The 12,627-nt window shown below is 56.7% G+C and carries 13 protein-coding genes and 1 tRNA gene; 6 read left to right on the forward strand and 8 right to left on the reverse strand.

The genetic code is table 11. The annotated features are described in order from the left end of the window. Positions 1-16 precede the first annotated feature (16 nt). From M0Q23_00095 to M0Q23_00125, 7 genes are all read right to left on the reverse strand, one after another. Positions 17-1,546, reverse strand: coding sequence for a trimethylamine methyltransferase family protein (locus M0Q23_00095; GenBank protein ID MCK9527049.1), 1,530 nt, complete (start codon positions 1,544-1,546; stop codon positions 17-19). 25 nt (positions 1,547-1,571) lie between these two features. Next, positions 1,572-2,381, reverse strand: a complete 810-nt coding sequence (locus tag M0Q23_00100; GenBank protein MCK9527050.1) for a dihydropteroate synthase — start codon at positions 2,379-2,381, stop codon at positions 1,572-1,574. Between the two features lie 3 nt (positions 2,382-2,384). Then, complete coding sequence (locus tag M0Q23_00105; GenBank protein MCK9527051.1) at positions 2,385-3,839, reverse strand: trimethylamine methyltransferase family protein; 1,455 nt, start codon at positions 3,837-3,839, stop codon at positions 2,385-2,387. Next, positions 3,836-4,717 (reverse strand): methylenetetrahydrofolate reductase [NAD(P)H], encoded by an 882-nt coding sequence (metF, locus tag M0Q23_00110; protein MCK9527052.1) that lies wholly within the window; start codon positions 4,715-4,717, stop codon positions 3,836-3,838. The genes M0Q23_00105 and metF overlap by 4 nt, the downstream gene beginning before the upstream one ends. Beyond that, the gene (locus M0Q23_00115; GenBank protein MCK9527053.1) at positions 4,714-5,508 is read right to left on the reverse strand and encodes a hypothetical protein; all 795 of its coding nucleotides are present in this window, start codon (positions 5,506-5,508) and stop codon (positions 4,714-4,716) included. Before M0Q23_00115 ends, metF begins: the two co-directional genes overlap by 4 nt. 304 nt (positions 5,509-5,812) lie before the next feature. Then, positions 5,813-6,583, reverse strand: coding sequence for a ketoacid-CoA transferase (locus M0Q23_00120; protein ID MCK9527054.1), 771 nt, complete (start codon positions 6,581-6,583; stop codon positions 5,813-5,815). 12 nt (positions 6,584-6,595) lie between these two features. Beyond that, on the reverse strand, positions 6,596-7,585 hold the full coding sequence (locus M0Q23_00125; GenBank protein MCK9527055.1) for a hypothetical protein: 990 nt from the start codon (positions 7,583-7,585) through the stop codon (positions 6,596-6,598). A 399-nt stretch (positions 7,586-7,984) separates the two neighbouring features. Here M0Q23_00125 and gmk point away from each other — a divergent pair, with 399 nt between their 5' ends. The 5 genes from gmk to M0Q23_00150 are packed head-to-tail and all read left to right on the forward strand — an operon-like array spanning position 7,985 to position 11,632. After that, on the forward strand, positions 7,985-8,611 hold the full coding sequence (gene gmk, locus M0Q23_00130; protein MCK9527056.1) for a guanylate kinase: 627 nt from the start codon (positions 7,985-7,987) through the stop codon (positions 8,609-8,611). A gap of 5 nt (positions 8,612-8,616) precedes the next feature. Then, positions 8,617-8,889, forward strand: coding sequence for a DNA-directed RNA polymerase subunit omega (rpoZ, locus tag M0Q23_00135; GenBank protein MCK9527057.1), 273 nt, complete (start codon positions 8,617-8,619; stop codon positions 8,887-8,889). Next, on the forward strand, positions 8,876-9,634 hold the full coding sequence (gene pyrF / locus M0Q23_00140; protein ID MCK9527058.1) for an orotidine-5'-phosphate decarboxylase: 759 nt from the start codon (positions 8,876-8,878) through the stop codon (positions 9,632-9,634). Before rpoZ ends, pyrF begins: the two co-directional genes overlap by 14 nt. A 22-nt stretch (positions 9,635-9,656) precedes the next feature. After that, on the forward strand, positions 9,657-10,451 hold the full coding sequence (gene rlmB, locus M0Q23_00145) for a 23S rRNA (guanosine(2251)-2'-O)-methyltransferase RlmB (protein ID MCK9527059.1): 795 nt from the start codon (positions 9,657-9,659) through the stop codon (positions 10,449-10,451). Further along, positions 10,424-11,632 carry a type II secretion system F family protein gene (locus tag M0Q23_00150; protein ID MCK9527060.1) on the forward strand — a complete coding sequence of 403 codons (1,209 nt, stop codon included), beginning with the start codon at positions 10,424-10,426 and terminating at the stop codon, positions 11,630-11,632. The genes rlmB and M0Q23_00150 overlap by 28 nt, the downstream gene beginning before the upstream one ends. Positions 11,633-11,857: 225 nt before the next feature. On the opposite strand, the gene M0Q23_00155 is transcribed toward M0Q23_00150, so the two are convergent. Next, a tRNA-Pro gene (locus M0Q23_00155) sits at positions 11,858-11,934 on the reverse strand. Between the two features lie 186 nt (positions 11,935-12,120). Between M0Q23_00155 and M0Q23_00160 the strand changes: the two genes are divergently transcribed. Then, on the forward strand, positions 12,121-12,537 hold the full coding sequence (locus M0Q23_00160; protein ID MCK9527061.1) for a DUF1178 family protein: 417 nt from the start codon (positions 12,121-12,123) through the stop codon (positions 12,535-12,537). The last annotated feature ends 90 nt before the right edge of the window (positions 12,538-12,627 follow it).

A 12,627-nucleotide genomic window follows, 5' to 3' on the forward strand; every position in this document is an offset into this window, starting at 1 on the left:
TTCGGTTCATCATGGTTCACGCGTATGTATTCAGCCTCGGCAGGAGACCCGGAATCTCCCGGAATATCTTCTCCGTTTTCTCCCGTTCTATATGCCGTACCGGACGGGCCAGGAGTTCTTCCATCCGTTCATGGGCATGGTAAAAGACATCATCGCCGGGGCCGGTTCCCTCGAAGGGATAGGGCGGCGACAACAGGCCGGTCCTCAGGATTTTTCTCACGTGGCGGATAAAGAGCTTCCGGGGCGAGTCCATAACGCCCCGTATCTGCTCTGCCATGGCCTCCAGCTCATTGCCGTCAACCCGCGGTTCCTTCAGAAAATACCTGATCATGTTGAAGTGGGCATCGTCAATGACGGCCTGCAACAGTGAAAAGGATGCATTGCAATCCAGGAGCCCGTAGGCACAGTGCAGGTACTGGGGACCGCTCAAGGTGACCAGAATGTTCGAGAAGAGCCGCTCCACCGTAGACTGCTGCCCCGGGAACGCCGGGTCACAGACTCCCGCCGTGGAGTAGTTGGGTATCCCGTAATAGCGGGCGATCTGGGCACAGTCGATGGTGTACTGGCTCGTTTCGATGGCCCCGTAGGAATCGGACAGGTTGTCCATGCGGGTTCTCACCGGAACGGTACCGTAGAGTATGGGTGTTCCCGGGTTCACCAGCTGCCCCAGTGTGATGCCCGCCAGGACCTCGGCGTTGATCTGGCTGACAATGCCCGCTTCCCTGACGGGAGCCGTGGTGCCCGCCTGGGGTGATGAGGAAACAACCACCGGGAGCCCTCTGCGGCAGATGTCCATAAAGGACCGGGTCGTGTCATCGACGAACTGAAGGGGGCTTTTCACCAGGCAGGTGATGAAAGAAAGCAGCGGATTCTCCCTGAGGGCCTCGTCCCCGCCGGCGATGATGGACGCCATGGCCAGTACGTTGTCCAGCTGGTCCTGCCTCGTGAGCCCTACCATGACATGCTTGGTCGTGTGGTCGAGCGACGCGAATATCTTGTTGACGTCCTTGTTTTCCTCGGTGATGTCCGTGTCCTGGATATTGACGTTCCGGATGAAACCGTCCAGTGTATCCAGGTGTTCCGACACCTGGGCGGAGCGGCACAGATCGTTCAGGGTTCCCCGGCGCGGCGTAAATTCGGCCACCCGGATCTCCCGGGAGGGGTCAGATTTCTTCTGGTAGGTCTGAAAATCGACGTCCACCCATATGTTGGCCTCGGAGCCGGTCACAAAATAGACCCGGGGCTCCTTTCCGTTCATCTCCAGGGAATTGCCCCGGTCCCGGGCTCCCAGTACAATGGTTGACGGCGCGCTGTCCAGGGCGTCGCGAACCATGTGTTCCGGTATTCTGACCGAGTGGGCCGGAGGGGTGCTTTCAAGAACTGTAACCGAGGCTCCGGCTCCGGCAAAAATCCCGGCCGCCTCTCTGTTGTAGCAAACGAGACCGGGATCATTCAGAATGTCCAGTGAGGCCCGGTGAATACCCTCGATCTGCTCCCTCGACAACCGTTCGATGGGCCTCGGTATTACGATTCCTTGTCGTGCCATTCTTTCTCTCCTTCCGCTGTTTCGGTTACTCGACGAGGTCTCCTCGACGGAAGGCCTTCGTGAAGCGTTTACACCGCGGATCACGGCCGGTCAGAAGGTCCGCCGTCGTGACCAGGCTCATGAGACGCCTGTCAAGAGGATTGAGAATGGCCGCGTCCAGTCCGACCGCCGCCGCCATGAGCAGAAAGGAACGGTTTACGATGCCCCGGGCCGGCAGGCCGTAGGATATGTTACTCAGGCCCATGACGGTTCCGGCGGCGGGATAACGCTCTTTCAGGGACTCGATGGTTCTCAGGGTTACGCCCGCCTGACTCGCGTCGACAGAAGCGGGCAGAACCAGGGGATCAAAGAGGATCTGCTCCTCGGCGAGACCAAGCCGGGCAAAGGCCCCGACAATGACATCGGCGGCTTCGAGCCGTTCTTTCACGGTACGGGGAATCCCTCTGTCCCGCATGACGAGGGCTATCACCCGCGCCCCGGCCCGGCGGGCGATGCGTCCGACCTCTCTGAGCCGGTCCTCCTCGGCGCTTACGGAATTTATCAGAACTTCCTCACCCCTGCAGGCATCGATACCCGCCTGAAGAACAGCGGGATCGTCGCTGTCAATGCACAGTGGTTTCGTGGTCGCCTCCCGGACCACCCCGACGAGCCATCGCATGATGTCCGCCGGTGAACTGTCGGCATCCCGGCTGTCCCCGGCGTTGACATCGATGAAGTCCGCCCCCGCCTCGTCCTGATCGCGGGCGAGACGGGCAAGGAATTCCGTATCCCTCCGTCGAATTGCCTCCCCCGTTGATGGTATGGAGGCGTTTATTTTTTCACCGATAATGATCATCCGCTACTCCTGTGGTTTCTCGAGCCCCGGGATTTCCCGCAACAGCAGATCGTCAACTTCCCGAGAAAAAAAGGAGCGGACCGGCTCGTTCAGAACGGTCCGTGCCTTTTCGGCGGCCCTGGCCCTGATGTCCTTCGAACCTGCCGCTTCCCACTCGAACCTTTCCTTCCGGTCGCCCATGTCCGGAAGGTGCCTCTCGGCGCGCATGTATTTCCTGGTGTGCCCCTGGGCGACGTAATGCCCGCCGGGACCGACTTTCTTTATGATATCGAAGGCAAGCGTTTCCTCGTTGACCTCGATACCCTCCACGGCGCGCATGACCATACCGATGATGTCGTTGTCGATGACCAGCTTCTCGTAGGATGCGGTCATGCAGAATTCGATGAACCCCGCGGCGTCGTGAATGAAGTTGGCGCCCGCCAGGGCAACCAGCATGTTGGTTATGGCCGATTCATATCCAGCCTGGGCGTCGCTTACCTTCGAATCGGTCATCCCCGCCGTGGCATAGTAGGGGAGACGATAATACTGGGACATCCGGGCCGCCGCCGCGTTGAGGAGCCCCATTTCAACGGCGCCGGAAAGGTACTTCATGGTGTTGAGGTCAGCCACGGAAGCGACGCTCCCGTAGATCACGGGTGTTCCCGGGTTCGCGAGTTGGGCCAGCATCACTCCCGAAAGGGTGTCCACGTTTTGGATAACCAGCGTTCCCGCAAGCGTTACCGGACCCGTCGCCCCGCACAGCGGTTCTGCGGGGACCACCACGGGAATGCCCTTGCGGGCCACCTCGATGGTAAGTCCCGAGTAGTGCATGTCCAGCCTCAGAGGGCTGACCACGCAGGTCACCATGGAAACAATGGGACGCTCCCTCAGGGCATCGGGACCACCGGCAATTATCTCGGCCATGCGGATAACGTTGCGGACTCCCTCGGCGGTATAGACGCCGCCCATGACGTGTTTCCGCGTGTGTTTCAGGGCCGTGTAAAACCGGTTTACATCGACCACGTCGCCCTCCAGGTCATTGGGGTAGACGTTGATCATGTAAAAATCAATGTTCGCCAGGACATCGACCAGTCGGGCCATGGAGGCGATGTCGCCCAGCTGCGAAGGCCGACTGGCGTTCGAGCCCGGATCCTGCACGTTGAGAGCCGTCCCGCCCGTCCCCATGTAAACGTTTCGGCCTCCGATATGACAGTCCAGGGCTCCGCTCTCATCCCGGCCGCAGAGAGTCACCATCGGGGGGGCCTGTTCTATGAGGCGTTCAACCAGCCCGGAGGGGATTTTTAAAACATATTCCTGTTCAGCCGGGATGGCCCCGGCCTCGAGAAAGAGTGCCCGCGCCTCGGGAAGGCGCACTTCGATGCCCACTTCTTCAAACACACGCAGTGACGTTTCGTGAATCTTTCCGACATCCCCGTCGGAAAGTGGTTTGTACGTTCCCCCCCGGCGCGTTTTTTTCATGTCTCGGTCCTCCCGGGTATTGAAAGATGCCGCAGTATCTCCTTCACGGGACCGCTCCGGTTCATACTGTAGAAATGCAGCCCCGGAACACCCTGTTCAAGAAGATCCCGGCTCTGGCAGATAGCGTAGTCCATACCGATGCGCGCGACCTCGTCATTTTTATCCTGAACCGCCTGCATGGCTTTGTGCAGATCCGACGGGAGCGTGGCCCCGCACAGAGCGGTCAATCTTTGTATCTGCCGGTAGTTGAGAATGGGGAATATTCCCGGAACAATGGGCACGTCAACGCCCGCCGCCTGAGCGGCATCCCTGAACCGGTAAAAATCTTCGTTGCTGAAGAAAAGCTGGGTGATGATGAAATCCGAACCGGAATCAACCTTTTTTTTCAGGTTTATGATGTCTTCTTCGAAACTCGGAGCCTCTATGTGTCCTTCGGGATACCCCGCCACCCCCACGCAGAAATAATCGTATGTTCCAATAAACTCAACAAGTTCTGAGGCATAACCGAAGCCTTCCTCGGGTTTGATGAAACATTCCTGGCCGTCCGGGGGATCGCCTCGAAGCGCGAGGATGTTTCTGATGCCCTTTGACTTCAGTTCCTGCAGCACTCCGTCAATCCCGAGCCGGGAGTAGCCGACACAGGTCAGATGGGCCATGACCTCGGTGCTTCCGTACTCTTTCATCAGCGCCGCAATCTCAACGGTCATGTCGCGGGACGTACCACCGGCTCCGTAGGTTACAGACATGAAATCGGGCTTGAGTTCTACAAGTTCATTGATGACGGGTACCAGGTGATCGATGGTCCCGTCTCGTACGGGAGGAAATACTTCAAAAGAAACCAGGCAGTCTCTCCTGTCGAAAAGATCTTTGATTTTCATGAGTCGTCTCCTCCATTGCTTCCAACCCGATAAAAATGAAAGCGGTGCTTCTGAAACGATGGACGAGAGGGAGTCGGGCGCCTCTCGGGGCAGCGACGTTCTCTACAGTGGAGACATGGGTTATGGATGGGAGGCAGCCTGCCGCCTTCAGTCTCCGCGATTCCAAAAATCCCCGACACGGACTTACGGGGCATCATAAGCAACGATTCCGTCAGCGACACGCCGATGTACTCCGTGTCCACCAGAGTAAAGAGCTTTCGCTGATCATCGAGGGGCCAGTCACAATAGCCGGGGCTGAACCGCATGGTGACACCCTTGTTCTCTCCGGTAAACCTCTGCTCCATTTCCAGGTGAAAGGCGTTGACGAACTCTTCAATGGCCAGCGAACCAACCCTGTCCAGAAGATATTCGTCGGCACAGCGGTTACCCCTAGACAGCGCCTTAATTTTCCTGTCTATTTCAGGGCCTATGGTGGCAACAAAGCACAGGGCCCACCGGCACCCGGCAAGGGTGCCCGCCAGTTTTTCGCTTTCCAGGACGACGCCTTGCTCCATCGTGACCGAGCCGGCGCTGACTGTTTCTATGGCTGTGGTGGTAAAGCTCAGCCGGGGACGAACGAGGTGATCGGACAGGCTGTGGTTTTCGTCTCCCTCATTATGCAGCAGTCGCTTCAGCCGGCGCCCATGACGTCCGCCTGCCAGGCGCTTCCACTCCTTCCCGGCCGAATCCGTGAAAGGCAACGACGAAAAGGGAAAACGGAACTCTATAACTCGGCTCGTTTGATGTATCATAGTCTGTCCTCTTGGCCTTTGTGGTGTCGGCACCCCTTTAAAACAATGGAACGTACCCCATGATGATGTCGGCCCGGAGGGGAAGATCATCACGGAAGTCAACGGCCACGAATAAAGCTGCAACAAATTGACGATACGATGAAGGACGCGGGGAACCGGTCGCCGTCACACCGGGAAGGAATGACCGAAGCCCGCCCGATGGTTATGAAGGGCATCCATGCGATCAAGCATACATGCGGGGTACATACAACTATCCCCTCCCCCGTTCCGCCTTCGGGCGGAACGGAGCGAGGGGACTGATTCGCTAGCGGCCGATCACGTAGCGGTAGGGATCGACTTCTTCCCTGAGAATACGCAGCTCATCCGCATGGGGGGGTTCGGTGTCTGAGAGTACCTCAGACCAGAGGAGTTCAAAGCCGCAGTTGTCCTGCACATCCTGGCGGCTGAACCCGGGATTGATTGAAAGAACCTTCATGCGTTTGGTCTTTTCGTCAAAGCCCATGATGGCCATGTTGGTGATGATCCGGTAGGGTCCTGAACCCTTCGGAAGTCCTGCCTCGTATCGGGACTCCCCTCCCGTCAGATAGCCCGGCGAGGTAATGTAATGCATCTTGTCGGTAAACCGTTTTGAGTCCTGGGGCGTCATCATCATGGTCCGCCAGCAGAGGGAGGCCAGGTCGTTGGCGCCGCCCGACCCCGGAAAGCGGACTTTCGGTTTCTGATGGTCGTCGCCGATCATGGTGGAGTTGATATTGCCGTACATGTCGATCTGGGCTCCGCCCAGGAAGGTGTAGTCCACCATCCCGCGCTGGCAGGTCTCCATGATGTCCGGCATGGTACTCGCCATCAGGGCCTTGTAAAAGGTTCTCGAGTCGCCCACGGAAATGGGCATGGAAGGGAGCAACGGTGCCACGCCTCCCGCCTCGAACATGATACAGAGGTTCGGCGAGTGTGTCTTCTGAGAAAGCATAGCCGCGGCGCAGGGAGCACCGGTGCCAACGACGACAGTGGCTCCGTCCTCGAGGTTTCGCGCCGCAACACATATCATCAGTTCCATTTGATTGTATTCTGCCATTGTCGCGCCTCCTTATTTCCTATCCCACATAAGCTCTATGGCCCGAAGTTTCATCATCTTCGAAATACCGCCGTTGATCTCCAGGTACTCGTAGAAGTTCTTCGTCCCGTAAATCTGCTTGTCCAGGAACTTCTTGTACTCGTCCTCGTCCCTCTCGACCTTCAGCCATTCCCGGAGATGATCCTCATCAGAGAAGTATTCGTAGGGCATGTTGCCCGGATAGCTCCCGAAAGGAACTTCGATGACGGCGTCGACACACCAGAAGGGAATGAACGTACTTTCCGGACTCTGCCGTATCTTTTCGCTGGGAACGATGCGCTCGGTGGTGAGAACCACCTTTTTGGACGCCTTTGCAAGATCCTGGTCGGAAACGGAGGCCCCGAGTACACGGGCATTTCCGTAAATGTCACATTCATGGACATGAATAGCCGCAAAGTCGGGGTAGAGCGCCGGGTAGGCAACGTACTTCTGGTCTGTGTAGGGACAGAGGATTTCCTTGCCCGCGCTGTAATGGAATGTGGAGGTACCGAGAATGTTCCGTGCCGGAAGGAAGGACACTCCCATGGCCGCCGCCTTGAGCCGCCAGGAAAGAGCAGCGTTGGTCCATTCCACGAGATAGGCCTTTCCGCCTTCTATGTACCGTCGTGCCGCCGGTGAAAGGCCCCGGGCCTCGAGCCCGATGATGTAAGCGATGTCGACCCTGTCGAAGCACTCGCCGGCCACCATGAGCTGAAAGTCATGGGTGGAGGTGTGTCCGGCAAAGCCCAGGTTTTTCTTGCCCTGTCGAATGATCTCGTGGACGATCGCCGTCGGTATGCGGTTAGCCCCGAATCCTCCGATGGCAATGTAGTCGCCGTCATTGATCATGGTCTTCACCACATCTTCCACGGTGGAGAGCTTGGACTTGAGGGCCCTCGACTTGCCCCGGAAAAATTCCCGGGCATGATCGGCGTCAGGATCGGTTAACAAACGATTTATGCCTGATTTTAACTCCTGTGCCATAAACAGAATCCCCTTTCGTATTGATTCTTTAAGACCTTTGAAAAACTATCGATTGTGTCATTTCGACCGCAGGGAGAAATCTTGCAAGACAAAGATTTCTCGTCGCGATGCTCCTCGAAATGACAAAATTCAAAGCTCTCATTCTTTTTTGAGACTCAAGAGCCTCAATTGACCACCAACAAGCCGTTGGAAAACAGTTATTCACGGCATCATCTCGAAGCATCGCCGTTTGTAAACTTCGTGAGTATAGTGAAAAAAAGTGTCTTGTCAAGCGATAATCAGGAAACCTTTCATGCTTCATGACCGGGCGTCTGTTTCGGACGGACAATTTCACTGTTGCCAGACCTGCCGGAAATGGTTATAGGTATGTGATCGTAAAAAACAAGGCACGGGATACACATGTCTGGCGGGGAAAAGGGCATCATGATGGTTGTTTCGGCACCCTCGGGTACGGGGAAGACAACGCTCTGCAAGGAACTTCTGCGATTGTACCCGCTGCTGCGTTTCTCTGTTTCCTATACAACGCGCCCTCCGAGACCCCGGGAAATAGATGGCGTGGATTACCGCTTTGTTTCCCCGGAAGAATTTGCCGAACGGGACAAACAGGGAGAATTCATCGAAAAGGAAGAAATGTTCGGCCACTCCTACGGGACATCCCGGAAAGACATCGAGGACATACTCAACGATGGCGGTGACGTGCTCATCGACGTCGACACGAGAGGGGCAAAAACGCTCAAGGAAGCGTGGGAAGAGGGGGTATTCATTTTCATACTTCCCCCTTCCCACGAGGTCCTGCGGGAACGGTTGCGGCGCCGGGGATCGGAAGACGAATCAGCCATCGCTCTCCGCCTGTCGCGGGCCTTCGATGAAATTAATGACAACTACTGGTATGATTATGTTGTATTTAATGATAAACTCCAAAATTCCGTCCACATTCTCCAATCCATCTATGTGGCGGAGAAAAACAGGAGAATACGGCAACTTGACAAACTGGCGGAAGTGATCCGCTCGCAGGGAGGAAACTGAAAGATATGGCGCGTGTTACCGTTGAAGACTCTTTGAAGCAGGCAAAAAACAGGTTCGCCTTGACGCTGTTGACAGTGCAGCGGGTACGGCAGCTCTACGGGGGATCAAAGCCACTGTCCGAAAAGAAGACAAACCGTGAAGTGGTGACGGCCCTTCGGGAAATCGCCGAGGGGAAGGTGATGTATGAAAACCCTGAATATCTGGATCACCTCGATGAAGCCTTCAAAGTGATTCCCCACGAAACGGAGTTTGTCGGCAGCGAAGATGAAATCGAATGACCCGGCCGGGGAGCGGCTCATCTTTGCCCTCGACGTGGGGGACGGCCTGGACAGCGCCCTGGAATGGGTGAGTCTGCTCAAGGATCATGTGGGCCTCTTCAAGGTGGGAATGGAAGCCTTTACGCGATTCGGTCCGGTCATTGTCGAAGAAATAACCTCCCGTGGCGGAAAGGTGTTTCTCGACCTGAAGTTTCATGACATTCCAAACACGACGGCCCGCGCCGTGGAGGCGGCCATGAAGATGCCCCTGGCCATGATCAACATTCATGCCCTCGGCGGAAGTGACATGATGCGACAGACCGTAGACGCGGCACAAAAACTGTCGAGAAATGAGGGAATCCCGCTGCCTCTCATACTGGCCGTTACGATTCTCACCAGCCTGAACGACGCGGATGTCGAGACTCTCGGTTTCGCGTCCGGCACGGACTCTCTCGTTAAACGACTCGCCCTCATGGCCCGCGACTGCGGTGTTCCCGGTGTCGTCGCGTCCGCCCGCGATGTGACTTCTCTGCGGAGGCTCTGCGGCGATGATTTCATTATCGTTACTCCGGGCATACGCATGGCGGGCGACGTCCCCGGAGATGACCAGAAACGGACGTTGACACCCATGGAAGCCATCACCGCGGGGGCCGACTATATCGTCGTGGGCCGTCCCATACGGACATCCCGGGACCCGGTGGAGGCGGCGGCCTCCATTGTAGAAGAAATCAGCAAAGGTCTTGCGAAAAAACCAGGGCACACCTGATGGACGACAGGGAGGAACTTCCATGCAGGTGCTGTACGGCCTCCACCCGGTACTTGAACATCTGAGGTCCGGGGGCGAAGGCCTGGAAACGATTCTTCTGTCCCATGACAAAAAGGGGGACGCCGTGGAAGAAATCCTGCAGCGTGCCCGTCGGAAAGGCATTCCCGTACGACGGGAGTCCCGTCAGTCAATGGACCGTCTCGTTCCCGGAAAACGTCACCAGGGAGTCCTTTCCTTCTGCGGTGATTTCACTTACACCCCTCTTGAACGAATCCTCGAAGCCGACGGGAAGAACAAAACCAGCGTTCTGCTGATTCTCGACTCCATCTCCGATCCCCAAAACCTCGGTTCGCTGATTCGAAGCGCCCACTGCTTCGGTGCCCGGGCTGTGGTCATTCCAAAGAACAGGGCGGCGACAGTAACGCCCGCTGTTATGAAGGTTTCCGCTGGAAGTGCCCGGCATACGGCGCTGTGCCGGGTGGCAAATATCGTCCGGACCATAGAACAGCTCAAGGAGACGGGATACTGGGTATACGGAGCCGACGCTTCAGGCGGGGACGACTGCCGCAGTCCGGATTACCAGGGACGGGTCGCGCTTGTCCTGGGAAGCGAGGGCGCAGGGCTGCGCCCACTGGTGCGACGAACCTGTGATTTTCTTGTCAAGATACCCATGGGCGGTGTCATCGACTCGCTGAATGTTTCCGTGGCCGGGGGCATTCTCCTCTATGAAGTGGCTCGAAGCCGGCTCCGGAGTGCCGGGTTGTCCGAAACAAGCAAGGAGGAAGAACCATGCCCGAATATATCTGGGAAGGGCTGACGAAAAAGAAGGAACCGCGAAAGGGTGAGATCGAGGCCGACGACGAGGCGGCGGTACGGATACAGTTGCGCCGTCAGGGTATACAGCCGACCAGAGTAAAGAAAAAACCGAAGGATCTTTTCGAAAATGTCTCGTTTCTCCAGCAGAAGATCAAGGAAAAGGAGGTGGTCATTTTCGCGCGGCAGTTCGCCACCATGATCAACGCCGGGTTGCCCATCATTCAGTGCCTTGACCTGCTCTCGGCGGAGGAACCGAACAAGAAATTCAAGAAAATAATTCAGACCGTCAAAGCCGACATCGAAGGCGGCATTTCTCTTTCCGAATCCCTGTCGAAATACCCTGACATCTTTGACGAACTGTTCGTCAACCTCGTGGCTGCCGGAGAAGCGGCGGGCATTCTGGACGTCATTCTGAACCGGCTTTCAAATTACATGGAAAAGGCCATGAAGCTGAAGTCCAAGGTGAAAGGCGCCATGACCTATCCGGCGAGCGTGCTTGTCATTTCTATCGGCGTGGTGGTTCTCCTTCTGTACAAGGTGGTTCCCGTCTTTGACGACATGTTTTCCGGCATGGGTTCGGCACTTCCGGCACCGACGCAGTTCCTGGTCGATGCCAGCAAATTCGTCCAGCACTACATTCTCTACATGGTGGCCGCCCTCGCTGTTCTTATCTTTCTCTTCAGGCGGTACTACAAAACTGAAAGAGGCCGCCTCGCCGTGGACACGTTTATCCTCAAGTCACCCGTCTTCGGCATGCTCCTGAAAAAAGTCGCCGTGGCCAAATTCTCAAGGACCCTTTCAACCATGATCAGCAGTGGTGTCCCTATTCTGGACGGGCTGGAAATCGTCAGTAAAACGGCGGGAAACAAGGTCGTGGAGAACGCCCTCATGGACACCCGCAAAAGCATCAGCGAGGGGAAGACCATCGCGGAACCCCTCGCCGCTTCGGGAATTTTCCCCTCCATGGTTGTCTCCATGATCGGCGTCGGCGAAAATACGGGCGCCCTGGACGAAATGCTTTCCAAGATTGCTGATTTCTATGATGATGAAGTCGACGCCGCCGTGGAAGCACTGACGGCGCTGCTCGAGCCCTTCATGATGGTGTTTTTGGGGGGCATCGTCGGAGGCATGCTGATCGCCCTCTACCTGCCGATCTTTTCCATGGCAGGAGCGGTCGGTTAGCGAAACGTCCGGGAAATGACCGGAAGCGACGGACTCTCAGGAAAGTCACCGGGGCATAACCTTCGGCATTACGCCCGGATGCTTCGCTGCGCTCTTCCTTCCGGCACCACGGCGTACCCCGGGGTACGCCTCCTTCTTCAGGACACGCGCGCCGTGCCTTGAGAGTTTTCTTGCGAAACCGCCCTCCATCGGACGGTTTTCGACGTTGCGCGATACCGTCAAAAATGGTCGGGATGGCGCGATTCGAACGCGCGACTCCTGCGTCCCGAACGCAGTGCCCTACCAGACTGGGCCACATCCCGACATGGCAGTACTCATTAATATACTTCGGAGGGAAAAGTCCATAAAAAAGTGGACAATCATACTTGCCGCCCGTGCCGTCCGGCAGATCGACCGTGCACAAACCGGGCATACACAGACCGGGAAGTCATTGCCGAACCGCGGAATTCATGGTATGGCAATCATAAAAAGAAACGAGGATTTGAGCGGTGATTATATACGATCTCGCCTGTGACGGGAACCACACCTTCGAGGGATGGTTCCAGGACAGGGCTTCCTTTGAACGGCAGAGGGAACTGCACCAGATTGAATGTCCCGTGTGCGGAAGTCTTGCCATAGAAATGGTCCCTTCGACGGTCATGATCCGTGCAAAGCAGGGACAGCCGGCCCAGGGCGAAGAGCGTCCGCCGTCACCACTGGGGACGCTCAGGATGATCCATGATTTTATTGACCGGAATTTCGACAACGTGGGCAAAGACTTTGCTGAGACAGCCATCAGGATACATCGTGGCGAAGAGCCGAAGCGAAATATACGGGGCAGCACCACGGAACGTGAGGAAGAGGTGCTGCGGGAGGAGGGCGTCGAATTTATGAAAATTCCGCTTCCTCCCAAGCTCGACAGCTGACGGCACGCACCGATGTAAGCACCATCGGGATGAAAACCTTTTCGATAAAGGTCTCACACTTCGTTCGAGGGCGTCGGCCGGACGCCAGTG

This window comes from Syntrophales bacterium, assembly GCA_023228425.1.
In the GTDB taxonomy this organism is placed as follows: domain Bacteria; phylum Desulfobacterota; class Syntrophia; order Syntrophales; family UBA2210; genus MLS-D.